Here is a 21539-nt window from a genome sequence, read left to right on the forward strand (position 1 = left end):
ACGTTCCCGGTGTCCTTCTGCGACCGCGGAGCCTACTATTAAAGAATGAGTAAAGTCGAGCGTGAGACCGGTTCCCCGGGAGCGCTTGTCTGCCCGGTCTGCAAGCAGCCCGTGACCACGACGGTGAAGGGCCGGCACAAGACTCTCGGAATCTTCGTGCCCGTGTGGCGCCCCGGCCCCTGCCACAACGCCGAGTGCCCTGAATACCTGAAGGAATCGAAGCAGCTCGGACGCCAGGACCACTGACGCGGCCGAGTCGGGACGTCGCCTGCCTCCGTCTGGAGCCGGATCCTGAAGCCGGTTCCCCGAAGAGCCCCGGAAAACCGCTCAGGGACCCGCCCGTGCATGCGGATCAGGCCCCTGAGCCGGTACTTCACCGTCGGGGCGGCGGGGTTCGAACCCATGGCCTCTTCGTCCCGAACGAGGTGCGAGCAACATCGGCCCGGGGGGCTTGCTGTTTCGCCTGTTCAGGGCGTTGGGGCGCGGTTCTTCCGGTCGGCCTTCGAGACCATCCCCCCACCCCCCCCCACCCCTGACGTATGACAAATGCCGTATGTATCGGCGTTAACCGGCCTCCCGGCTGGTCAAGTGCCCTGAATCGTCGGCTCAGGCAGCGGCGGGCAGCTTCTCCTCGCGTCGTCGGCAGTCCCGGCAGCGCCCGGGCTCCGGGGCGCGGAAGGCACGCTCGCAGCCGTCGCAGGTCTGGAACGGCAGTACGGCCGGGCGTTCGGCCAACGGCGGGAGCGGGGCCGGAGGTGGCGCGGGCAGGGGCGTTTCCCGGAGGCGGAAGGCGAGGAGGCCCACCGGGCGGGTCAGGAAGTGGTCGGGGAGCCGTGCCGTGAGATGCGCGGTGATCTGGGAAGGCGCGACACCTGCCGCGAGCCACTGCCCGACGGCCGGCGCCAGCCGCACGGCCTCCCGCTCGGACAGGAGGAGCCGCGGATCGACGCGGCGGAGCGCGGTCAGCACGGCGACTGCCCGCGGGTCCGCGTCGGCGAGTGACGCCGCCTCTTCCGGCTCTTCAGGCCGGTCCGGAGCGGAGAAGGACGCCGCTTCCGTGACCGTCGCCGATGAGGACGTGGCGCGCTCGGCCGCGGGCGGCTTCCGGGGCCGGGGCGGCTTCGGCGGTTCCGGGGAGCCGTCGGGCTCCGGTGGCCCGTCCGGCTCCGGTTCCGGGCTGCCGCCGGGGACGTCGTAGAAGTACGTCCGGGTGCGGATCTGCCCGGAGGGCAGGCGCTCACAGCGGCGTTCCAGGTAACCGGCGGCCTCCAGCTCCCGCAGCGCCCGGGAGATCAGGATCTCGCCCTCGGTGAAGTGCGCGCACAGGGCATCGATGCTGACGGGGGTGCCGGTGGGCAGGGAGAGGATGTAGACCGCCACGCCGACGGTGACCGCGCTGCCGCGCCGCTGCGCGAGGGCGTTGGAGATCACCGTGAAGTCGGCGGTGAGCCGGGTGCGTACGTGGATCACGCCGGAGGTCGGAGCTCCGGCGTCGGCGCGCAGGCGCGCGTTAGACTGCGAGTCAGCCATCGGGAAGCTACTTCTTCCTGATCGGTGAGGCCCTCGCTCGGGATTGCCGTCCCGGCCGGGGGCCGTATCTGTTTGCGGTTGTCGAGCTTGCTGCGGTGAACGTAACCGCCCGTATCCCGCGCCCGCAAGCCGGTCACTCGCACGAGTGACGCGAGCCTTCCGGCGGGGAGGGTGGGCGGGCGGGTAGTTCTTTCCCCCGGTTCTTTCAGGAGGTCAGCGGCCCGCCGGACCCTCGCGGACAAGGACCCGGCGGGCCCGGCGGACGGACGGCGGCCGGAGCCCGGCCGTCTCAGGGACGGTGCTGCCCGTCGCCCTTCAACTCGCCTATGAAGGCGGCCCAGGAGGCTGCTGCGAAGCACAGCGCCGGACCGTACGGCACCTTGCTGTCACGGACGGGCACGACGGCCCGGAACCCGTCGGCCACCTCCACGCAGTTGCCGCCCTCCTGGTTGCTGTAGCTGCTCTTGCGCCAGGCGACGCCGTTCGGATCGGGATGGGACCTTCGCTCCACGGTGGTTGTCCTCCCTCACGGATCGGATCATGTCGAGTGACATGAGCGGGGGCAGAGCTGCCGCCCGCAGCCGATCGTAGGTCAGCGCGAAACTCCTGACCTCGTCCGGATCCTCGATGAGTTGGCCGTAGTGCGCGCCCTCCGTGTAGGCGGTCTCCGAGCCGTCCGGCAGGGTGAGCACCGTGAGCGAGCCACCCATGACCTCGTGCTCGCCTTGGTCGAACGGCAGCACCTGCACGGTGATGTGAGGTTCCTCCGAGGTCTCGAGCAGCCGCTCCAACTGCTCCCGCATCACCGCATGTCCGCCGACGGGACGCCGGAGCACCGCCTCGTCGAGGACCACCCACAACTCGGGACGGCAGGACGTGCCGAGGCGCTCCTGTCGTCCCATGCGAAGGACGACCCGCTCCTCCAACTGCTCCTCTCCGCCCAGCGTTCGACCGACGCTCAGCACCGCCCGCGCATAGCCCTCCGTCTGCAACAGACCCGGAACCACATGAGCCGCGTACTCGTGGACGGCCACCGCTCGCCCCGAGTACTCCATGAACCTCCGCGACCAGTCCGGAAACGCCTCCCGGTACACGTAGGGCCACAACTCGACGAGCAGATCGTCCGCACCGAGGACCGCGTCCAGCGCACGGGCCAGCTCCAGCGTCGGCTTCGCGCCGGACGCCCGCTCGATTTGCGTGATCCGCGTGCTCACCACATGCGTCCTGGAACCGAGTTCGGCCTGGGTCAGCCCGGCCGCTGTACGGAGCCGGCGCACCCGCGCGCCGAACAGCGCCGCCATCGACGTACTCGGATCAATTCCGTTGGCCAAAGCGTCACTTCCGTTCCTTACCGCCTGAAAGGTAATGCTGTGTCACCTTTCGAGCGTAGGGCGATCGGACGACTCTTGTTCACGGAACGTGACGCATCGCGCACGCCGCGAGATGTCGCGGCTCGAACGGACAAGGACGGACAGGCCGTGCTGACAGGAACGACCACCCCGGAAGAACGGCCGCGCCGGACCGCGAACGCCGCCGCACTCCACGACACCGCACACGAACCCCACTCCTGGGCCGGGCAGTTCGCCCCCTCACCGCGAGGTGCGCAGCTCGCCCGACGCCTCGCCGTCCGGCGCATGGAGGACTGGGGCCACCCACCGGAGTCGGACGCGTCGTGCACGGTCGCTCTGGTCGTCGGCGAACTCGCGGCGAACGCCGTACGGCACGGCAGGGCCCCCGGTCGTGACTTCCACCTCCGGCTCGCCCTCGACACGGCTGCGGACCTGGTGCGCATCGAGGTCGCGGACGCCCCCTCGGCGAAGCGGCTGCCCTCGGCCCCGCCCACGTCGTGCCCGGAGGGCGAGTCGGGCCGGGGACTACTCCTGGTGGACGCCCTGGCCCTGCGCTGGGGCTCGACACCTCGCCGGCCCGTGGGCAAGACGGTGTGGGCGGAAGTGTCCGTGGGGGCAAGCTCCCCAGCCGACCCCGGAAACCACCCAGGGACCGACCCGCACTGCTCCCGAACGACTTCCGAGGCGTGAATTCCGAGTGGACCATGTCGCGAACGACATATATCGTGGGCGACATGGCTGATCTGTACGATGTCGAGATCGAGCCCGAGGTACGAGCTTGGCTGGAGTCCCTTCCGGCAAGGCACTACCGGAAGGTGGAGCGGATGGTGATGCTCCTGGCCGACGACCCGACGAACTTGGGAGAGCCACACGCCCGCCATCTCGGTGACGGTGTGCGCGAACTGAGACCGATGCTCGACGGCACGGCCTTCCGTATCACCTATTGGCTGACCTCGCGCCGCACAGTGGTGTTGTTGACCGTGTTTCGCAAGACAAGGATGCGGGAGGAAGCGGAGGTCGACAGGGCCAAGCAGGCGAAGAAGGCCTGCGAAGCCGAGCATGGGCCGGCACATCAGTTGTTCGACCGCGACGTCGACAAGGAGGAGCTGGAATGAACCACAGCCGCTGGAGGCTCGCACGGGAAAAGGCGCTCACCGGCGAGGACGGCCGTTCGCCGGAGCTGAAGGAACTCGACCGGGAGATCAGCCTTTCCATGGCGCTCGCCCAAGTGGTGTACGACCGACGCAAGGCCCTCGGCCTGTCCCAGGAGCAGCTTGCCCGTAGCTGTGGTCTGACCCAGGCGAAGATCTCCCGCATCGAGGGATCGGACACCGTTCCCACCCTGCCGCTGCTGGCGAAGCTGGCCAAGGGGCTCAATGCCTCGCTGAACATCGCCATAAACGAGGAAGACGTAAGCCTCACTCTCACCGCCCGCGACGCGGCCTGATCCGGCCCCGGACATTTCCCTCACACCACGGCATCTGGAGCTCGTGGTGCGGACCGCGGGCGAGCACGGGCGGGTGGATGGCCGGCGAGTGCCGTAGCGATTGCTGTGCTCCGTTGCTGTACACACGACAGAGGCCCCTTCACGATCACGTGAAGGGGCCTCTGCCCTCTGCCGGGGTGGCGGGATGTGAACCCACGACCTCTCCGTCCCGAATAAGGTCAGGGCGAGACCCATACCTGCCCTCGCTGGTGTTTATGCAGGTCAGGACCTTGGGGTGGCATGGTATCCCTGGGTGCCTGGGAGGCATTGGGAGAAGATCTTCTCCCGGATCTCTCCCAGCGCCGTCGCTGTGCTCAGGGCGCCAGGACCACCCAGTCGGCGTCGGGCGCGGACTCGGTGCCGTCCGCGTACTGGGCGGTCACCCAGTAGAAGTGAGTGGTGCCCTTGGCGGCGTCGGTGTCCTCGTAGGAGGACCCCGTCGTGGCCGCCAGCTTCTCGTACGCCTTGGCGTGCGGGTTCCACCTGTAGACCTGGTAGCCGATGGCGTCGGTCACCGGAGACCAGGACAGCTCGACGCCCGCCTCTCCGGAAGCCGCAGTCAACCTGACCGGCGAACCCCCCGGCGTCGCCGCGCTCGGCGTCATGTCGAGCTCGGTCGCGGTCACGATCTGGGCCTCGCCGGTCACCCGGAAGGAAGAGTTCCCGGCGTCGTCCACGGCGTTGACGATGAAGCAGGACTCCTCGCCGTCCGGGAAGGCGGTGTACGCGTACGAGGTGGTGTCGGCCGACACGTAATAGCCCGGGTAGAGGGAGCACAGCTGCTCCTCCTCGTCCCCCAGCAGCTCGCCCCGTCGGACCACGTAGCTCGCCAGGTCGGCGGTCGGGTTGGCGTCCCAGCGCACCTCGAAGCCGTACTCGGTCGGGGTGACGGTCACCCCGGTGACGGCGGACGGCGGGGTGAGGTCCCGGCGCTTGCCGCTGACGGCGACGGACCGCGCGGACTCGTTGCCCGCGGCGTCCAGAGCGGTCACCCGGTAGTAGGAGGTGGTGTCCTCGGCGGCCGAGGCGTCCACGTACGAGAGCTGCTCGGTACCGCCCACGCCGGTGTAGGCCCCGTCCGCACTGGCCGCCCGGTACACCCGGTACGACACCGCTCCCTGGACCGCGCTCCACCCGACCCGCAGCCCCTCCGGTTGGGAGGCGGTGCTCAGTCCGGCCGGCACGGGCGGCGCGGTGCGGTCGACGGTGGTGACCGCCTGGTCGGCGGTGCCGGTGGACTCGTTGCCGGCCTTGTCGACCGCGCGGATCTCGTAGTAGTACGTCTGGCCGGTCGGGGGCGGGGTGTTGGTGTACGACGTGGAGGTCGTGGTCGTCAGCGGCTTGGCGGGGTACGTGCTGCCCTTGAGGCGGCGGTAGACGCGGTAGCCGGAGAGGTCCATCTCCTTGTTCTTGGACCAGGTGATCCTGGCCTTGCCGGTCGCCGTGTCGTACGTGACGGCGGTGCCCGTCGGGGTACGCGGCTTGACCTTGTCGACGGTGGACGAAGTCCGCGGCGCGTAGCCGAACTTGACGTTGGCGGCGCCGGTCCAGTTGACGAAGTCGACGCGCAGGGTGTGCTTGCCGGACGGAATGGTGACGTTGACCGTCTTCTTCACCGTCGTCGAGACGTCCTTCCACAGGTCGACCTTGCGGACGCCGTCGAGGTAGACGCGGATGCCGTCACGCGCTTCGACCGGGAAGGAGAAGGGGCCGCCGGAGCCGAAGTCGCGGGTCACCGTCCAGCGGACGCCGAATTTGTTCGACGGCAGACCGGAAGCCGGGGCGCCCGTGCCCCAGTTCTGGTCGATCTTGGAGTCGCAGTCGGTCTTCTTCGGCGTACCGGAGAAGGTGGTGTTCGCGAAGAACTGCCGCTTGTAGACCGGCGAGGTGCAGGTGGTCGCGGCGGAGGCGGGCGTGGCGACGGCGGTGAGCAGGCCGCCCGCGGTGGCGAGCACGATCGCGGTCGCGGCCGCGGAGGTCGTGCGTCTGGCTGGGGTCATTCGGTCCTCTGATCGGATCAGGACGCAAAAGAGCGTTCATGACCACGACATGCGAGGCCGGGATGAGGTTGTACCGATCTTCACGGCCCGACGACCGGGACTTTACGCCGGGCGTCCGCACGGACACCCGGCGTGCGCTTGAAAGCCCCGGTCGTGACCGCGTTCCGGATCGGCCTGGAGGAACGTGGGTTGTCCTATGTGCCGGCACTGACCGGCAAGGAGGTCGCCCATGGTCAGGAGGCCGAACCGTACCGGCCGGCCTACCGGCTACTGGATATCCAACCTGCCCATCACCACACCGGTGGAAGACCTGGTGAGGTGGGCGAAGATGTGCTGGCGAATCGAGCACGACTACCAGGAGCTCAAGCACGGCCTGGGACTCGACCACTTCGAGGGCCGCACCTGGCGTGGCCGGCACCACCACGTCACCCTCGTCACCGCCACCTAGGCATTCCTCATCCTCAGGCGGCACGACCCAAAAGTCCACACGCCGGCCTGACTCTCTACCAGGTCCTCGACGTCCTTCAGGACCTGCTGAAGTGCTGGACCGGCGCCTGCACCACCTGCAACCGCCTCCTGCCCCGCAACCGAACCAGACCCTAACGAAGCATTACTAGGCCCCCGGCTGGCCCTGCTCGGCACGGAACTCATCGAGCAGCTCAAAGAACAGCTCGATCGCGGGCCGGTGCGTGGCCTCGGCCGCGCGCTCGATCTCCACCACCCAGCCCAGCGAGCTTTCGTACTCATACCCCAGCCGCGGCCACAGCCAGTCGGCGAACGGGCCGCCCTGCCGGAGGTCAAGCTCTTCCTTGGCGCCGTGAACCTTCAGAGCCACGTGATAGCCGAACAGCATGGAATCCAGATGCTGCAGCGAACTGCCTCGCACCCACATCCCCGGGCGCAGTCGCACCTCCTCCAGGAGGTCGTACACATCGCGCATCTCGGTGAGCTGTCTGGGCGCCCGCCGGACCGTTTCCGCCTCTGCCATGCGGGAACCCTACTGTCGCTTCGAGGACCACCGAACAGGCCAGGAACTTTCGAACAACGAGACGAAGCCGGCCCGCGGGATGAGATCGTCCAAATCAGACGTCAAGCATCACCCGGCGCCAAATCGTCAAACTGCACCTGACTCGACACGCCACCTCGGGGCGCTGGGGCCCGTCGTTTGGATCATCCGGTAGTTGGCCAAGGCTGCTGACTGGAGAGTCGATCGCGGTGCCGATGGTGGCGTGCGCGTCGGCGCGGAGGACTTCCGCAAGGGCTCACTGGAGCAGTTCGATGTGCGGATGGTCCGGGGAGTCGGGGCAGACGTGGAGTTGCAGGTTGTTGCCGCCGGTGATGCTGATCAAGGTGAAGTTGCCGTCCCGGGCGCCCAGGGGAAGCGGGGTCGGGTTCGGCCGTTCCTCCTCGCCGATCCAGGTCTCGCTGCCACCGTCCCATTCCGAGGAGGCGATGGTGAGGAGCGGGACTTCCTCGGTGCCGCACTCGGGGCAGAGGCGGGGCACGGGGTCGGTGGGGCTCCAGCGGGTCCAGCCGCCGGTCTTCCAGCCGGGGGCGGTGGAGAGGTTGTTCAGGTAGAGCTCGCCCGGGTCGTCCGCGTAACTGCTGTACAGCGCAGGGTCGACCGTCTCCCAGCGGCTCATGTCGTCCAGCTGGTCCCGAAGCTCCTCGCTCAGTTCCGAGGGGTTCGGGTAATCGGTGACCTGCTCCGGTGAGAACAGGCACGGCTCCGGGAGGTAGTACGCGGACTGGACGATCGGCGGCTCGGGCGGTGCGTCGAGGACGTCGGTGACGGTGGCGGAGGAGCGCCAGAAGAGGACGGTCTTGGGGTGAGCCATCGCGTGGTCGAAGGGGCACCACAGGACCTGGAGGAGGTCCGCGTCGGGCGGGCACGGGAAAGGGATGTCGCGAGCGTAGAGCTGGGCCACGGGCATCATGGCAATCGGGCCGTCGAACCACGGGCGGCCCTCGCGGAACCGCTGCGCGGCCTCCAGTTCCTCGGGTGTGACCGTGGGTGCCTGGGGGTCGAGGCGCAGCCGCTCGGCCGCTGCCACCTGCCTGCGGCGAAAGAGCCTGATGTCGTCCGGAGAGTGCACCACTCTCGTCACGCGACTGTCGTGCGGCTCGTCGCAGTACGGCCACGGCTCGTCGGCGGGCCACAGGAGTGGCCCGCCGACGGAGCTGTCGTGCGCGGTCGGGGATCCGGGGCGCGGGTGCAGCCGGGTCGCCGTGCGTGCCAGCGGGGCCAGTCGGGGGAAGAGCGCGGTGACGTCGAACGGCCGCGGTGGGGTGGTAAAGATGGCGTTCACAGCGGTGATGCTGCCAGCAGCGTCTGACAATGGGTGTACCGATCCACGTCAGCTGACACCACACAACTTCCCTGAGTCAGCAGGCGGACCAGAGAAAGATGCCAGCGATGTGGAGTCCGGCCAGGTAGATGGTCGCGGTCTTCTCGTAGCGCGTGGCGATGCCGCGCCACTGCTTGAGGCGGTTGATGCACCGTTCGACGGTGTTGCGCTGTTTATAGGTCTCGCGGTCGAACGCCGGCGGTCTCCCGCCCCGGCTGCCCCGCCGCAGCCGATGGCCACGTTGATCTGCCGGCACGGGGATCACCGCACGGATGCCGCGCTTGCTCAGGTGGTCGCGGATCGCGCGGGAGGAGTACGCCTTGTCGGCCATGACTACGTCCGGCCTGGTTCGGGGCCGTCCGCGGCGACGCGGTACACGGAGGCCGGCCATGACGTCCAGGAAGGCAGGTGCGTCGCCCGCTTGGCCGCAGGTCAGGACAAATGCGAGGGGACGACAGCGGCCGTCGGCAGCAAGATGGATCTTCGTTGTCAGTCCCCCGCGCGACCGGCCGATGGCGTGGTCGTGCGGCTCGGCCGTTGGGGCCCCCCTTTTGCGGGCTCCGCGCCGGACGGGGTTCCTGTGCGGCGACCGCGCCGGCGGTGAGCCCGGCACCACGACGATCGTCAGCACGTCGCCACCGGCCCCGGTCACCGGCGACTCCTCGCCTGCCGCCAGGGCCGCACCTACCAGTACGGGGGCGCTCCGGCCTCTTGTGCCGCTGCCCGGGATGCGAGTGCCCGGGATGCGAGGTGGTCACCTGCCGTTGGATGGTGGAGTCATGAACCATCACAAGCCCCCGCAAACGATCGACATCGACACCCGGCTCGTCACGACCGGTGCCGTGCTCACCGCGGCCGGTGCCGTGGTGGCGTGCACCGGCATGGTCATCGCGGCCGTCGCCGTGTTCGCCGCAGGTCGGCGCATGATCCGCGGCATGGACGTGCCTCCGGCCCAGCAGGCGGCCATGAAGTGGCAGCAGGCCAAGGAGGCGTCCCGAGCGGGCATACAGGCGTGGCAGTCCGCTTCCGACACCCAGAACGGGTCGTTCGCCCGCTAGCCCGGGCCCGGCCCATGGCTGTGTGAGGCGCGGAAGGGGAGCTGCTGCAACCGCCGACGCCTGCGGAAGCACTCGGAGCGGGGCTGTCTCGCACGGCCTGGGGTTCGCCATCGGCGAGCTCGAACGCCACGGGTGGCGCAGTCGCCGTGTTCGTCAAGGGCTGTGGGGGCCTCGTATGCCGGGGGCGTTGTCGGCGCTGAGCGCGTTCTCCCGCAGGCCCGGTTCGGTGCGGAGCGTCCTGGCGAACCAGTCGCCGTAGCGGTTTCCCAGAAACGGGGCCGTGGCGCCGTGGAGGAGAACGCTCAGGCCCACGGTCACGGCGATGACGCCGTTCAGCAGCGTCGTCCCGGGCAGGTGCTCACCGAAGGCCAGCAGGCCGAAGACCAGGGAGGCGAGCCCGCGCGGACCGAACCACCCGATGTAGGCGACGGAGGCGGCCCGCAGACCGGCGCCGGCCATGGCCAGAGCGACCGGCAGCATCCGGACCACGGTCAGGCTGATCAGCGCGTAGACCACCATCCGCCACGTCACGTGCTGAAGGACCGGCCCCAGGATGACCGCGCCGAAGACCAGGAAGCTCACCGAGGCGAGCAGGAGCCCGAGCCGCTCGCTGAATTTCGTGCTCTGCGTGGGACCCGGGCCTTCGGCGTGAGCGACACGTCCTGACGACGCGCCACGCAGCCGGCTTCCGAAGGCCAGACCGGCGGCCCAGGCACCGATGAAGCCGCTGCCTTCGCCCACGTCACACAGCGCGTAGGTGCTCACGGGAACGGCCAACGTCAGGAACTGCCGCCACGCGGGAGTGCTCCAGTCCCGGGCAACCGACCGACGCAACACGCCCGCCCCGGCCCAACCGGCGGCGAGCCCGATCGCACCGCTCAGCAGCAGCGCGCGCAGGAACGTCACGACGACGCCCGGATGCCCCTCGGCCTCGCCCGCCGCCGCCAGCGCCAGCACGAAGAACGGGAGCACCAGACCGTCGTTCAGACCCGATTCGACGCCCAGGCCGCCTCGGACCAGCGCCGGGACCCGCTTGTTGGAGAAAGCCTGCTGCCCGAGCGCGGCATCCGTCGGAGCCAGGATGACACCGACCAGCGCCAGCTCCCACACACCCAGACCGGGCAGGAGGGGCCAGGCCGCCAGCCACCCCAGCGCCATCGTGACGGGCAGCCCGACCACGAGCAGCCGCAACGGCAGGAACCCCTCCCTGCGCAGGTCCCCGATCCTGATCGCCGCCGCGTCCGTGAACAGCACAAGGATGAGCGCGCTCTCCAACAGCGTCCGGATGACCTCCGGATCCCGGTCCGCGTTCAGCAGGTCCAGGCCCAGAGGCCCGATCGCCAGCCCGCACACGACGAACACCAGGGGCCCGGACAGCACGGTCGTCGACAGCCGCCGCGAGAGCGCTCCGTAGCCGACGACCACGCCACCGGCCACCACCACACCCCACTGGCTCATCCGTACTCCTCACCCGGGACCAGGGTGACCGCCCGGGCAGCTGTGCCGGGACGACGCGCCACGCGCCCGACCACGCCACCCGTCACGGTCACGCAGTGACATGACCGCTCACTCTAGGTGTTGGTTCGGTCGAGCCGGGGACCCTCGGTCCTGGCGCGCGGAGCCGGGGAGGGGGCCTTTGCCGGTTCGTGCGAGGCCGCACACCGGACGAAAGCGGGCCGGTGCCGGTTCTGACCGAGGTGTGCGTGCCAATTACGGTCGAGATCTGCGCGCATCCTCGCCCACCCGGCGGGCCCGGCGGCCTCCGCCCGTTCCCAGAACCACGAACCGCCCGTTCCCAGAGCCACGACCCGCCCGTTCCCGGGACCACGAGCCGCTCGTTCCCGGGGCCACGACCCGCCCGTTCCCGGGACCACGAGCCGCGGCAGGGCCGTCCGGAGGGCGGGCGCCCAGAACCGGCCGACCGCCGCGAACCGCGTCCGAGTCCAGGCCCGCGACGAGCGAGCGGAGCCGAGCTGGACGTGAGGCTGCTCCCCGGGAGTGGACACCGGCAGATCCACGCGATGCGGCACGCCGACGCGGGCGGACCCGGTGGACCAGGCGGGTGAACGGTTCACCGAAGTGCGAACGCCACGGCCCGATGGTGCAATCGGAATACGGGGAGAGCTGCGAGTACCGGACGCGAGCACCAGAGGTGACGCCGTGAGCGACGAAACCCAAGAAGTGGGCCCGATCGACTATCTGGTCGTCGAGTTTCCCGGTAACCGAATGACGGGCGAGGGATTCCCCCTGCTGGTCGATCTTGTGGACCGCGGCCTGATCAGGATCCTCGACCTGATGTTCGTCAAGAAGGATGACGACGGTTCCGTGACCGGCATGGAGATCGCCGACCTGACCGGCGACGGCGAACTCGACCTGGCCGTCTTCGAGGGTGCCTCCTCCGGTCTCCTGGGCCAGGACGACATCGAGGAGGCGGCCACCGCGCTGGAGCCCGGCAGTTCCGCCGGCATCCTGGTCTACGAGAACCTGTGGGCCGCGCCCTTCGCCACCGCTCTGCGCCGAGGCGGGGCCAGGATGGTCGCCTCCGGACGGATCCCGGTGTCCGCAGTCCTCGACGCCCTCGACGCGGCTGAGGCCGCTCGCTGAGCAGAAGGGAAACCACCATGCCGGGTCTCATCCGCGGGGTCGCGCGTACCGCCGCCATCGCCGGAACGGCGACCGCCGTATCGAACCGCGTGTCACGCCGCCAGCAGGGACGCTGGGCAGCTCAGCAGGAATCCGAGGCACCCTCGCCTCAGCCGACGTCCCCTGCCCCGCAGTCTCCGGCTCCGCCGGCCCCCGACATGACCAGCAAGATCGAACAGCTGAAGCAGCTCGGCGAACTCAAGGCTCAGGGCGTGCTCACCGAGACCGAGTTCGAGGAGCAGAAGCGCAGGATCCTCGGATCATGACCGGCTCTCGTCGAGGGCTCCACGCTGCTTTCCCCCAGGCGCCCTGACGGTGCCGTGAACCATGCACCACGATCAGCCCCGATCGCGGAGGCACTGCCGAAACGATCAGGGGCAGACCTTGCCATACCCGCGCTGTCCTGGCACCGCCTGCCACGGGTGCCTCGCCGCCCTGTGGGCCACTCCCCCGCCCTGACCACCCCGGCTGGAAGCAGGGCTGCGTCCTCAGCGGCTCCCCTCGCGATGCTCACGGCGTGCGGCGTCGGCAGGAGGACCCTTCGGCGCGGTCGCACGTGGGCTCTTACGGGGCTGCCGACCGATTCCCGGCAGGGCGTCGCTGTAGCGGAACGCCCCGATCCTTTCGTCGTGCTGCGCGTTGAGCCGGTGGATCAGGAACATCCCCGCGATGATCACGAAGATGATCACGGCGACGGTGACGGCTGTCTCCACGTCCTCACCCCCTCAGGGCGGAACTCGAGATCCCGATCGCGGCTCCGGCCGCTGGAGCGGCTCCGCCGTCGGTCTCCCATTCCTCTTCCCGGCTCCGAGCCTCTGTCGCGTCGTGGCTCATGGCCTCGTCGGCCATCAGGCCACTGGCGGTGCTGATACCTCCCGGAACGGTTGCCGCGGCCATCAGCCGGGCGGCGGCGGCCGGCTCCGTCTCCGGAGGGATCACCAGCAGGTCCAGGCGGCCCACCGTGTAGGAGAAGAGGATCACTTTGTTCGGGTCCTGCTCGTCGGCGAACCAGCCGACATGCACCGTGTGCCCCGTGACGGGGACCTTGCGCGGGATGACGGGCCAGTGGGCCGGGTTCACGGTGACGTGGGTGATCCGGCCCCAGCACGCGTCCAGCGCGTCCGTCAGAGTGGGGATCTCCCGGAGGAGATCACGGGAGCGGGGCCACCAGGCACCGTCCAGGAGACCTGGAACCGAGCCGGTCGGGACCAGGGACAGCCGGGCCGACGCCGAAGGCAGACGTTCTTTGATGATCTTAGGTTCAATGGTCGCGGTCATGACGCGGACCTGTCCCCGAGTCTCCTCTTGGAGGCCGGTGTTGTTGCTCGCCGGGAACGACACCGACGTGGTGGCCAGTGTGCGAAGTACTCCCGATTCCTTCACTCTACGCCGCTCCGAGACCCCGGGACGTGCGCGTGAGCAGGCGTTTTACCGAGAGGCAACGCGTCCGGAACCACCGGCACCCATCGGGCACACCCGATCCCCGCGGAGGACCCTCGGACCGGCGAGAAACGCCACGAGCCCCAGGAACGACGTCTGGAGGCCCGAGCGCCCGTAGGGCTGTCTCTGCTGCGTCGCCGACTTCAAGGTGATCGGGGCGGTACCGCCGGTCGGGGTGCATGCCCGGCAGTGGTGTCCGCTGATGTTCCGCTGGTGCCGTTAGTGTGCGCGACATGGCCCACACTCGGCTGTACCGCGCCGGCTCCCTGGTCGAGGAGAACTTCCCGGTCCAGGACATCTCACGGCATCTGGCGGATCCGTCTTCGACCGTGTGGTTGGACCTGTACCGCCCGAACCGCGCCGAGTTCACGGCGGTCGGCGAGGAACTCGGTCTCCACGAGCTGGCTCTCGAGGGCGCGTTGCACGAGGGACAACGGGCGAAACTCGACAACTACCGTACCCATCACTTCCTCAGTGTCTACGCGGTAGCCGTCGACCCGGACGGCGCGGGACTGACGATGAGTGAGCTCGCGGTCATCCTCACGCCACAGGCGCTGATCACGGTCCGCAAGGACGCCGCGTTCGCCCTCGACGAGCTGGTCGCCCGGTGGGACCGTACTCCGGCTCTGGCAGCGCACGGGGTCGCCTTTCTGCTCCACGGCCTGCTCGACTATGTCGTCGACGGGCACTTTGCCGCGGTACAGCAACTCGACGAACGTATTGAGGAACTGGACGATCTGCTCTTCGCCGAAGGCGGCCGGCAGATCCAGACCGTACAGCGCCAGTCCTACGCCCTGCGGAAATCACTGGTCCGGCTCCGTCGCGTGGTTCTGCCCATGCGGGAGGTCGTCAACACCCTCATGCGCCCCGACCTCGACATCGTCGACGGCCCCTTGCTGCCGTACTACCGCGATGTGTACGACCACGTGCTGCGTGCCGACGAGTGGACGGAGTCGCTGCGCGACCTGGTGGCCTCGGTGATGGAAACCAACTTGTCGGTGCAGGCGAACCGGATGAACCTGATCATGAAGAAGGTGACGAGCTGGGCCGCGATCATCGCCGTGCCCACGGCGATCACTGGCTTCTACGGACAGAACCTTCCCTACCCCGGATTCGGACACCAGTCGGGATTCATCGTTTCCAGCGCCGTCATCGTCGTTGTCTCTCTGACGCTGTACTTCGCTTTCAAGAACTGGGACTGGATCTGACCGCACACGCCCCTGTGTTCTCGTCGGCAGACGGGCCCTGGGAGCCGGTTCCCGAATGCGGCTCCCAAAAACGGGTCCGCACACCAGGTGAGGCCCGGTACTGATCTCTCAGCACCGGGCCTCACCTGGTGTATCTCTGTCGGGGTGGCGGGATTTGAACCCACGACCTCTTCGTCCCGAACTCTCGGCTGGAAGGTCACCAAGGTCCAATGGGTTGGCCAGGGAGCCACTGAGGGGCATTGGCGGTCCGCTGTGGTCACGGTGGTTGCTGTACTTCGCTGCTGTACTGCAACGGCAATCATGTGGGTCCAGTTCGCAGGCGATCCGGTGGCGGGCGACGCTTCGGCGTCATACTGTCTTGCGCCATGCCCAGTCAGTTGGGCCCTGTGGTCTGAGCGGAGGGGGAACGCGGATGCCGCTGGAGTTCGGACTGTGGCGTGTGGACGACAAGCCCGTGCGAGTCGCCACGCAGCCGATGCCTTCAGAGTCTCGGCTGGAGGAGCTCATCGAGGCCGACCCGGGCATCCTGGGACATCCGCTGCTGCTGATCGGCCGGCAGGTGCTCACGCAGTACGGCAAGGTTGTCGACCTCCTGGGCATGGATGCTGAAGGCGGCCTGCACGTTCTTGAGCTCAAGCGAGATCGCACGCCTCGCGAGGTGGTGGCGCAGGTCCTCGACTACGGTTCCTGGGTCCAGGAGCTCACCAACGACCAGATCCGCGACATCTACACCTCCTACGCTCGCGGCAGAGGACTGGCGGAAGAGTTGGACGAGGCGTTTGCGCTGCGGTTCGGCGGCACCCCACCGGAAGCCCTCAACGCGACGCACGCTCTCACCATCGTCGCGAGCGAGATCGATGCGGCGACGGAGCGGATCGTCACCTACCTGGCCTCTGGGTTCCAGGTTCCGGTCAACGTGCTCTTTTTTCGTTATTTCGAGGACGAGGGACGCTCCTACCTGGCCCGTACCTGGTTGATGGACGAGGTCGAGGCCCTGGCACCGGCGGCCGGAGCGAAGGGACGTGGGAAGCAGGAGCCGTGGAATGGGACGGACTGGTACGTGTCGTTCGGCGATGAGCCCGGAGGCCGGAACTGGGACGACGCCCTTCACTACGGCTTCGTGTCGGCTGGCGGCGGGGCATGGTTCTCTCGGACGATCCGGTCCTTGCCACTCGGGGCGCGGGTGTTCACTCACATCCCCAAAGTGGGCTACGTGGGCGTCGGCACGGTCTCCGGCGAACCCCAACCGTTTGAGGATGCCGTTCTCAGCCTCGACGGCGGAAGCCAGCGGATGTCTGATCTCTCCCTGACGGGCGCCTACCGACGCGCCGGGGAGACAGCAGACAGGGATGGGGAGGACCCTCGCGAGTGGATCGTCCCGGTTACCTGGGAGCGTGCCGTGCCACGCGAAGAGGCATTGTGGCGTACCGGCTTTTTCGCCAACCAGAACTCCGCCTGCAAGCTCCGCGCCCGCTTCACGATCGAAGAGATCTCCCGCCACTTCGGCATCGATCAAGGCTCCGCTGACGCCTGACCCGACGTAGCGTCATGGTCCGACCAGCGGCCCGCAGCGTAGCCGCATAGAAGATGGCGACTGACGTATCCCGCTGGCGTAGAGCGTGTTTCTTGCACACGGCTCCGAAGGCCCCTTGAGCCTCGGGGGAAGCCGCTGGTCAAATCCATATGGATCACGACGGCCTGCGGTCCGTCCATGGGTGGCCCACGCTGTCTGCGCCCATCACTGCGCGTGCAGGTCGCCAGGCCCCTGCCACTGCGGGAGCGTTGTGGCGAACCCATACTCCTTGGCGACCTGTCCAAGCTCGACGGTCCACGGCTTGCCGGTGAGCACCTCGTTGAAGGCCAGCATCGCGATGTGCAGGATCCATAGGCAGTACAGCTGGCACGCCACGATCTCCTCATGGATCGGTGCCTGACTGACGTGGATTGCTTCCCCATCGTCCTTGAAGAACATCTGCACGCCGGTGGGCGTCGGGTGGGTGAAGCGGGACTCGACGGTGTAAAGGCTCCATTCCTTCGTGAGGCCGTAGCCCTTAACTAGGTTGTCGATCTTCACCAACTTCTCGTTGGGGTCCGCCGCGATGGTGTCGTTGACCGTCTTCACCGTCTGCGCCATGATCTCGTAGGCGTCCCTGTAGCGGTCCTTCGTCTCGTCCGCCGCCAGGGCCTTGGCGAGTTGGATCTGGTCGCCCCGCAGCTTGCGGTTGTAGATGTCGCCTATCCGATCGCCCTGGTCCACACACCACCGAAGGGTGATGGCGTACTCCAAAGCGCTCCGTCGGTTCGGGGATGCAGCGCCGCACGCGCCGGCTTGGTGCAGCGTGAGGACTGCACGCACTTGGTGCGCCACGTTGAAGAAGAGTCCCCAGCCGATTACAGAAGAGCGGTCAACGGGGTCGATGTACTCGTGAAGGTTGCCGGTGATCAAGTTTTCGAGACGCGTCAGGCCGTCTCGCGGGTCGGGTTCAGCCACCGACCTAGCATCGTCGGAGCGTCCCTGCCTGCGCTACGGGGTTTCTCAACGGCAGCTCCACTTGCACGCGATGCTCGTTTACCGCACCGACACCTTCACTGCCGGCGATAAGTGGAACGCGTGAGGGCTGAGTCCTGCTGGAGAGAAACACCCCGTCTCCAGACTGCGGTTCTGGGGACCGCGACGCGCACGGTCATGAACCTCAGTTGGTGGAGCGGTGGTGAGGTGTGCAGCGTGTCCACATACAGGGACAACGAGTACCTGAAGCTGCGCCGGAACCGCCCGCGCTCCTCATACGAGCACGGGTGCGTGGGAGGGGCGCGCGTACGACAGTGGACAGTGACGGCCATCAGCGAACTGGACAACAGGGTCAGCCCTCGGGCGTTTCTGTCGGCTGGTCCAGCTGCTGTTGCCTTTTGCGCTGGTCATTCTTGAGGGTCTCAACCCGCTCAGTGAACTCCAGAAGGGCAGCTTCGTCGTCAGCGCTGCTCTTATAGCGGCCAACCTTCAGATTGACAGCGTCGTACTCCTCCTCGATGGAGTCGGCTGTCTGCTGGAGATAGAAGCTACGCTCGCGGAACTTGAAGTAGCCCGTGAAGCCTGCTGCGAGACCGACAGAGAAACTGGTGCCAACGGTGATCCATTTATAAGGAGCCGGGGTTTCCGCAAGGCTTGCTGCCGTCGACGTCGCAAGCGAACCGACAATGATGATGCCTTGGAAGAAGTTATGGACACGCCTGTAACGAAGCCCGTCGGAGCGATACTGTTCGATGGCTACTGGGACGGTCTCTCGGTAGACGTGGCGACGGGTTTCTGCTGGTAGGTCGATAGATGCTGCGGAGAGACGCTTGCGCTCAAGGGCGAGCTCAAGATCGATCTTTTTCCCCGCCGCGTGGCCCGCTTCCCATTTGTCTTTGAGGCGACTGTCCCAGATTTCAATAGCTGTGCTGTTGGCGCGCACGATCACACACAGGATTAGGAGAGCGATGAGAATCGGGATGCAGGCCACGTTGACGCGGGCGAGGTCGATGTGGCCCCATGCGACGATGTTCCCAACGAACACAATCAACAGCAGCGTAGGTGCAGAAGAGTAGGCGGAAACCAGTAGAAATCGCTTAAGGCGGGCTTCGCGAATTTCGCCTTGAAGAGCGAGAATCTTCCTATCGTGCGTAAGAAGTTCCTCAATTGCCCTTTCGGCCGCAGACGTTGACTGTGCCATGGCCCCCCTACTGCTCTGCATGACGATCAAAATGTGATCCGATCATAGAAGCCTCTCTCGGATCACGATCTACATCTGGAGTATTGGGCCGCGAAGGGAACCCTTGCCGGTGTGGGCGTTTGCGGCCGAAGTATGAGCACGGTGTGGTGAGGCAGCGCCGTGTGGCCGGAAGGCCGGGTACTGCCTGACTCGAGTTCAGGTGCGGTACGAGACGAAGAACACGAAGTCATGCGCCGAGCGTCGCGCTGTGCTTTTCCGGGGGCCCACTGGTCGTGATGCTCGGCTCCCGCAGGGAGACGCAGGCCCGAGAGCGCGCAGCTGCTGGAACTCTATGGACCGAGTCCGCCTACGTGTTCACCAAGCCGTTGGGCGGGCCGCTCAGCCTGAACACGGATTGCCACGACTGGAAGCGACGGCTGGAAGACGTCGGCGTCCGAGACGGGCGACTGCTCGACGCCCGGCGCGCCGCTGGCACCAACTGATGCTGCTCGGGGTCCCCGACCGGGTCATTGACTAGATCATCTGGGGCCCCCGGAAAACCTCGCTGAGGACAAGACCAGGACAACGAGGTGTAGGGGCAACGCCGAAGGGCCCCTGATTCAGGGCGCCCTTCGACATAGTGCCTGGTGAGGCGCTGGCGGAGGATACGAGATTCGAACTCGTGAGAGGTTGCCCCCAACACGCTTTCCAACTGTGTTGGTGCCGTCCCGGGCCGAGTACAGGGCCGTTCACCTGCGTGCATGGACGGCCGGTCGTCTGGACGGCTACCGCTTCCGGTCCTGTCTGAACGGCCGTGAACGTCGCTGAATGAGACGGAAACTGAGACGGACGACTGCGCCGGGCCCGCTAGCATCTTCGCTGTTGAAGGGGGAGTCATGGCGCTGGTCCGCAGGGGATCACGACGGATCGTCGTCGACGGCACGGCCTGCCGCTGGCGGCTTCGAGGCAGGCCGACCTACTTCCAGGGCTTGGCCTGGTCGCCGTGCACGTTCGCGGTCGAGCGTGCGGACACCCCGGGAGCGACGCTCGTGGTTACCACCGGCCAGCCGCATCCGAGTAACTGGATGGGGCGCGAGGCTGAGCCTGTACGGCCGTCCAGTGTTGCCGCGGCTGTTCGGCTTGCCCTGGGTGAGGGGTGGACTCCGACGACTCCGGGTTCCGCGTTCCACCTCGACCAGTCCGCTGGCTTCATGCCTTCGCACTGAACGGCTCGGGGAATCGGCGGGGCTTTGGTGAGCGTACCGTCGGTCTGAGATCACGGGGGAGGTGGCCGACATTGTACGCACACGAGGTGGTCCTGAACGAGCTTGCGCAGGGGCTCAGGCCGACGGCCGAGGGTGTCGAGTGGTTCGAGGGCCTCGCGGAGGAAGACCAACGCAAGGTCCTGCACGCACTGGTGCTGTTCTGCGGGCAGGCCCGCGCCTGCGAGGACGATGTGCCTGAGAGCATTGCGCGTTCTGGCATTCGTCCCACTCACACGCCGGCGGTGATGCTCACGAAGTGGCGCTTCGGGATGGAAGCACTCCCGGCTTATGAACTCACCAAGTCGTTCCGCCTGCTCATCGCCCTCTTCAGCATCGCGGATACCCGCAGGCGGATGCTGCATTGTGCCGATGGGTGCGGCCACGAGTGGCACAACCTGTCGGATCCACGGCGGGATGCAATCTAGGTGTCTTCTTGCCCTGGGTCTTGCCGGGGATCTTGGTGAGCTGGGTTTTTGCTGGTCAGCGCCAGTATGCTCGCGCGCTTGGTGGTCGTCATTGGCCACTGTTGAGCAGCCTCGGACGGCCCAGAGACGGCCCAGACATCGGCCCGTCGGCCCGCTCGGCGGCCTACGAGCTGATGGGCAACTCCCGCGCTCGCTGGCGTGCTTGCGCTCGTAGTTCCTTCAATCGGCTGTGGAACGCGTTGTGGCGGTTCTGGTCGAGGTTCAGCGGGAGGTCGAGTTGGGAGATGAGCTGCGACTCCAGGTCCCACGGTTCGCTCTGCTCGATCCAGCACACCCGCGCGTTGTCCGCCATCCACTGGCTCAGGGTGGCTTCGCCGGCCTTGCCGAAGGTCATCCGCTTGCCGCTGCCCACGCGGCGCAGATCGAGTCCGAGCAGGCAGCCGAGGGTGAGCCGCAGGGTCGAGCCGGCCGCGTTGCCCCGGTAGTGGTAGCGCACCCGCTTGCGCAGGTTCTGGGTGCTGGTTCGGTTCGCCATGTACCGCGGGGCTATCCCGACGTAGAGCAGGCGCCCAGCGCCCAGGTCCGGGTGGGGCGGCTGCTTGAAGTGCCACCCGTAGACCCCTGCCGCCGCCGGGACAGGGCTCGGACGCGCCAAAACCTCCTGCGCTGACCACAACCGGTCGGGATTGACGAGAGTGGTAACTTCCACGGAGCCTCCAGGCGTGCCACGGCTGATCGTCGCAGGTTACTGGTCGACGCTGACATGTGACATCAGCTTGGGAAGCAAAGGTGATCTAGGGCTCGCTGCGGTCATGACCTGCGGTGGAGGGCCGTGGGAGTATGACGGGCAAGTTCCTTGACTCCCCGCCGTCCCCCCTGGTTTCCCGCAGGATCTGGCACGCGTCTGGCACATGGGCACGCCCGTCTGCCTGGGCAACCTGTCTTGCCGCTCTACGGATCACTGATTCCGCTGACCAGCGGGACAGAAGAAGCCTACGGCTCTGACCAGTTCGGTTGCCGTGGGCTACTCGGCGCCGGCTGACCTCCGACGGCCCAGAGACGGCCCAATGCCTGCACTGTGTGCGACCCGTCCGGCCA

23 protein-coding genes and 3 pseudogenes are annotated in these 21539 nt (G+C 67.4%); 13 read left to right on the forward strand and 13 right to left on the reverse strand.

Features of this window, described 5'->3' with window-relative positions; all coding sequences use genetic code 11:
• Positions 1-45 precede the first annotated feature (45 nt).
• Complete coding sequence (locus OHB56_RS23005; RefSeq protein WP_326753939.1) at positions 46-246, forward strand: hypothetical protein; 201 nt, start codon at positions 46-48, stop codon at positions 244-246.
• A 360-nt stretch (positions 247-606) separates the two neighbouring features.
• On the opposite strand, the gene OHB56_RS23010 is transcribed toward OHB56_RS23005, so the two are convergent.
• From OHB56_RS23010 to OHB56_RS23020, 3 genes are all read right to left on the reverse strand, one after another.
• The gene (locus OHB56_RS23010; RefSeq protein ID WP_326753940.1) at positions 607-1530 is read right to left on the reverse strand and encodes a hypothetical protein; all 924 of its coding nucleotides are present in this window, start codon (positions 1528-1530) and stop codon (positions 607-609) included.
• A 289-nt stretch (positions 1531-1819) separates the two neighbouring features.
• Positions 1820-1960 carry a DUF397 domain-containing protein gene (locus OHB56_RS23015; RefSeq protein WP_406355395.1) on the reverse strand — a complete coding sequence of 47 codons (141 nt, stop codon included), beginning with the start codon at positions 1958-1960 and terminating at the stop codon, positions 1820-1822.
• Complete coding sequence (locus OHB56_RS23020) at positions 1917-2831, reverse strand: Scr1 family TA system antitoxin-like transcriptional regulator (protein ID WP_406359197.1); 915 nt, start codon at positions 2829-2831, stop codon at positions 1917-1919. Before OHB56_RS23020 ends, OHB56_RS23015 begins: the two co-directional genes overlap by 44 nt.
• 177 nt (positions 2832-3008) lie before the next feature.
• Here OHB56_RS23020 and OHB56_RS23025 point away from each other — a divergent pair, with 177 nt between their 5' ends.
• From OHB56_RS23025 to OHB56_RS23035, 3 genes are read left to right on the forward strand one after another with little or no spacing between them, the layout of a single operon-like run.
• Positions 3009-3569 (forward strand): ATP-binding protein, encoded by a 561-nt coding sequence (locus OHB56_RS23025; RefSeq protein WP_406355397.1) that lies wholly within the window; start codon positions 3009-3011, stop codon positions 3567-3569.
• 44 nt (positions 3570-3613) lie between these two features.
• A complete protein-coding gene (locus OHB56_RS23030) occupies positions 3614-3994 on the forward strand; it encodes a type II toxin-antitoxin system RelE/ParE family toxin (protein WP_406355399.1) in 381 nt (126 codons plus the stop codon).
• Complete coding sequence (locus OHB56_RS23035; protein ID WP_055593025.1) at positions 3991-4326, forward strand: helix-turn-helix domain-containing protein; 336 nt, start codon at positions 3991-3993, stop codon at positions 4324-4326. Before OHB56_RS23030 ends, OHB56_RS23035 begins: the two co-directional genes overlap by 4 nt.
• 353 nt (positions 4327-4679) lie before the next feature.
• Here the strand turns inward: OHB56_RS23035 and OHB56_RS23040 are convergent, their stop codons facing one another.
• Entirely contained in the window at positions 4680-6365 is a 1686-nt protein-coding gene (locus OHB56_RS23040; protein WP_406355402.1) for a PA14 domain-containing protein, read from the reverse strand.
• A 229-nt stretch (positions 6366-6594) separates the two neighbouring features.
• Here OHB56_RS23040 and OHB56_RS23045 point away from each other — a divergent pair.
• Positions 6595-6864, forward strand: a pseudogene (locus tag OHB56_RS23045) (IS701 family transposase); the annotation flags it as partial.
• Between the two features lie 114 nt (positions 6865-6978).
• On the opposite strand, the gene OHB56_RS23050 reads toward OHB56_RS23045, so the two are convergent.
• The 3 genes and pseudogenes from OHB56_RS23050 to OHB56_RS23060 all read right to left on the reverse strand — a co-directional run.
• Positions 6979-7353 (reverse strand): hypothetical protein, encoded by a 375-nt coding sequence (locus OHB56_RS23050; RefSeq protein ID WP_406355404.1) that lies wholly within the window; start codon positions 7351-7353, stop codon positions 6979-6981.
• Positions 7354-7627: 274 nt separating this feature from the next.
• Positions 7628-8674: a hypothetical protein gene (locus OHB56_RS23055; RefSeq protein WP_406355406.1), complete on the reverse strand. Its 1047-nt coding sequence runs from the start codon at positions 8672-8674 to the stop codon at positions 7628-7630.
• Between the two features lie 76 nt (positions 8675-8750).
• Positions 8751-9275, reverse strand: a pseudogene (locus OHB56_RS23060) (IS5 family transposase); the annotation flags it as partial.
• Between the two features lie 217 nt (positions 9276-9492).
• Between OHB56_RS23060 and OHB56_RS23065 the strand changes: the two are divergent.
• Positions 9493-9771 (forward strand): hypothetical protein, encoded by a 279-nt coding sequence (locus tag OHB56_RS23065; RefSeq protein ID WP_406355408.1) that lies wholly within the window; start codon positions 9493-9495, stop codon positions 9769-9771.
• Positions 9772-9924: 153 nt separating this feature from the next.
• Here the strand turns inward: OHB56_RS23065 and OHB56_RS23070 are convergent, their stop codons facing one another.
• Positions 9925-11229, reverse strand: a complete 1305-nt coding sequence (locus OHB56_RS23070) for a cation:proton antiporter (RefSeq protein WP_406355410.1) — start codon at positions 11227-11229, stop codon at positions 9925-9927.
• Positions 11230-11931: 702 nt separating this feature from the next.
• On the opposite strand from OHB56_RS23070, the gene OHB56_RS23075 reads away from it, so the two are divergent.
• Positions 11932-12375: a DUF6325 family protein gene (locus tag OHB56_RS23075; RefSeq protein WP_326753946.1), complete on the forward strand. Its 444-nt coding sequence runs from the start codon at positions 11932-11934 to the stop codon at positions 12373-12375.
• A 17-nt stretch (positions 12376-12392) separates the two neighbouring features.
• Positions 12393-12680, forward strand: a complete 288-nt coding sequence (locus tag OHB56_RS23080; protein ID WP_406355412.1) for an SHOCT domain-containing protein — start codon at positions 12393-12395, stop codon at positions 12678-12680.
• A 222-nt stretch (positions 12681-12902) separates the two neighbouring features.
• Here OHB56_RS23080 and OHB56_RS23085 read toward each other — a convergent pair whose 3' ends face one another.
• Positions 12903-13127 carry a hypothetical protein gene (locus OHB56_RS23085; protein ID WP_406355414.1) on the reverse strand — a complete coding sequence of 75 codons (225 nt, stop codon included), beginning with the start codon at positions 13125-13127 and terminating at the stop codon, positions 12903-12905.
• Positions 13128-13131: 4 nt separating this feature from the next.
• Complete coding sequence (locus OHB56_RS23090; protein WP_406355416.1) at positions 13132-13692, reverse strand: DUF5994 family protein; 561 nt, start codon at positions 13690-13692, stop codon at positions 13132-13134.
• A gap of 395 nt (positions 13693-14087) precedes the next feature.
• On the opposite strand from OHB56_RS23090, the gene OHB56_RS23095 reads away from it, so the two are divergent.
• Together OHB56_RS23095 and OHB56_RS23100 are read left to right on the forward strand one after the other, a co-directional pair.
• A complete protein-coding gene (locus OHB56_RS23095; protein WP_406355418.1) occupies positions 14088-15062 on the forward strand; it encodes a magnesium transporter CorA family protein in 975 nt (324 codons plus the stop codon).
• 412 nt (positions 15063-15474) lie between these two features.
• Complete coding sequence (locus OHB56_RS23100) at positions 15475-16596, forward strand: endonuclease NucS domain-containing protein (RefSeq protein ID WP_406355420.1); 1122 nt, start codon at positions 15475-15477, stop codon at positions 16594-16596.
• Between the two features lie 204 nt (positions 16597-16800).
• Here the strand turns inward: OHB56_RS23100 and OHB56_RS23105 are convergent, their stop codons facing one another.
• Both OHB56_RS23105 and OHB56_RS23110 read right to left on the reverse strand, forming a co-directional pair.
• On the reverse strand, positions 16801-17553 hold the full coding sequence (locus OHB56_RS23105; RefSeq protein ID WP_406355422.1) for a DUF5677 domain-containing protein: 753 nt from the start codon (positions 17551-17553) through the stop codon (positions 16801-16803).
• A 370-nt stretch (positions 17554-17923) separates the two neighbouring features.
• Entirely contained in the window at positions 17924-18772 is an 849-nt protein-coding gene (locus OHB56_RS23110) for an SLATT domain-containing protein (protein ID WP_406355424.1), read from the reverse strand.
• Between the two features lie 107 nt (positions 18773-18879).
• Here OHB56_RS23110 and OHB56_RS23115 point away from each other — a divergent pair.
• The 3 genes and pseudogenes from OHB56_RS23115 to OHB56_RS23125 all read left to right on the forward strand — a co-directional run.
• Positions 18880-19286 (forward strand): annotated as a pseudogene (locus tag OHB56_RS23115) (site-specific integrase); the annotation flags it as partial.
• 361 nt (positions 19287-19647) lie between these two features.
• Entirely contained in the window at positions 19648-19977 is a 330-nt protein-coding gene (locus OHB56_RS23120) for a hypothetical protein (RefSeq protein ID WP_406355426.1), read from the forward strand.
• Between the two features lie 86 nt (positions 19978-20063).
• Positions 20064-20441 (forward strand): DUF5958 family protein, encoded by a 378-nt coding sequence (locus OHB56_RS23125; RefSeq protein WP_282879467.1) that lies wholly within the window; start codon positions 20064-20066, stop codon positions 20439-20441.
• A 163-nt stretch (positions 20442-20604) separates the two neighbouring features.
• Here OHB56_RS23125 and OHB56_RS23130 read toward each other — a convergent pair whose 3' ends face one another.
• On the reverse strand, positions 20605-20976 hold the full coding sequence (locus OHB56_RS23130; protein ID WP_406355428.1) for a GIY-YIG nuclease family protein: 372 nt from the start codon (positions 20974-20976) through the stop codon (positions 20605-20607).
• Between the last annotated feature and the right edge of the window lie 563 nt (positions 20977-21539).

Origin of the sequence: Streptomyces sp. NBC_01635, assembly GCF_045209715.1 — a bacterium.
Classification (GTDB): Bacteria; Actinomycetota; Actinomycetes; order Streptomycetales; family Streptomycetaceae; genus Streptomyces; species Streptomyces hirsutus.

Excerpts from the sequence above, each read along its gene's own strand:
- OHB56_RS23005 (WP_326753939.1), top strand. The coding sequence starts at position 46 with ATGAGTAAAGTCGAGCGTGAGACCGGTTCCCCGGGAGCGCTTGTCTGC.
- OHB56_RS23010 (WP_326753940.1), bottom strand. The coding sequence starts at position 1,530 with ATGGCTGACTCGCAGTCTAACGCGCGCCTGCGCGCCGACGCCGGAGCT.
- OHB56_RS23020 (WP_406359197.1), bottom strand. The coding sequence starts at position 2,831 with ATGGCGGCGCTGTTCGGCGCGCGGGTGCGCCGGCTCCGTACAGCGGCC.
- OHB56_RS23030 (WP_406355399.1), top strand. The coding sequence starts at position 3,614 with ATGGCTGATCTGTACGATGTCGAGATCGAGCCCGAGGTACGAGCTTGG.
- OHB56_RS23035 (WP_055593025.1), top strand. The coding sequence starts at position 3,991 with ATGAACCACAGCCGCTGGAGGCTCGCACGGGAAAAGGCGCTCACCGGC.
- OHB56_RS23040 (WP_406355402.1), bottom strand. The coding sequence starts at position 6,365 with ATGACCCCAGCCAGACGCACGACCTCCGCGGCCGCGACCGCGATCGTG.
- OHB56_RS23050 (WP_406355404.1), bottom strand. The coding sequence starts at position 7,353 with ATGGCAGAGGCGGAAACGGTCCGGCGGGCGCCCAGACAGCTCACCGAG.
- OHB56_RS23065 (WP_406355408.1), top strand. The coding sequence starts at position 9,493 with ATGAACCATCACAAGCCCCCGCAAACGATCGACATCGACACCCGGCTC.
- OHB56_RS23070 (WP_406355410.1), bottom strand. The coding sequence starts at position 11,229 with ATGAGCCAGTGGGGTGTGGTGGTGGCCGGTGGCGTGGTCGTCGGCTAC.
- OHB56_RS23080 (WP_406355412.1), top strand. The coding sequence starts at position 12,393 with ATGCCGGGTCTCATCCGCGGGGTCGCGCGTACCGCCGCCATCGCCGGA.
- OHB56_RS23090 (WP_406355416.1), bottom strand. The coding sequence starts at position 13,692 with ATGACCGCGACCATTGAACCTAAGATCATCAAAGAACGTCTGCCTTCG.
- OHB56_RS23095 (WP_406355418.1), top strand. The coding sequence starts at position 14,088 with ATGGCCCACACTCGGCTGTACCGCGCCGGCTCCCTGGTCGAGGAGAAC.
- OHB56_RS23100 (WP_406355420.1), top strand. The coding sequence starts at position 15,475 with ATGCCGCTGGAGTTCGGACTGTGGCGTGTGGACGACAAGCCCGTGCGA.
- OHB56_RS23110 (WP_406355424.1), bottom strand. The coding sequence starts at position 18,772 with ATGGCACAGTCAACGTCTGCGGCCGAAAGGGCAATTGAGGAACTTCTT.
- OHB56_RS23120 (WP_406355426.1), top strand. The coding sequence starts at position 19,648 with ATGGCGCTGGTCCGCAGGGGATCACGACGGATCGTCGTCGACGGCACG.
- OHB56_RS23130 (WP_406355428.1), bottom strand. The coding sequence starts at position 20,976 with ATGGCGAACCGAACCAGCACCCAGAACCTGCGCAAGCGGGTGCGCTAC.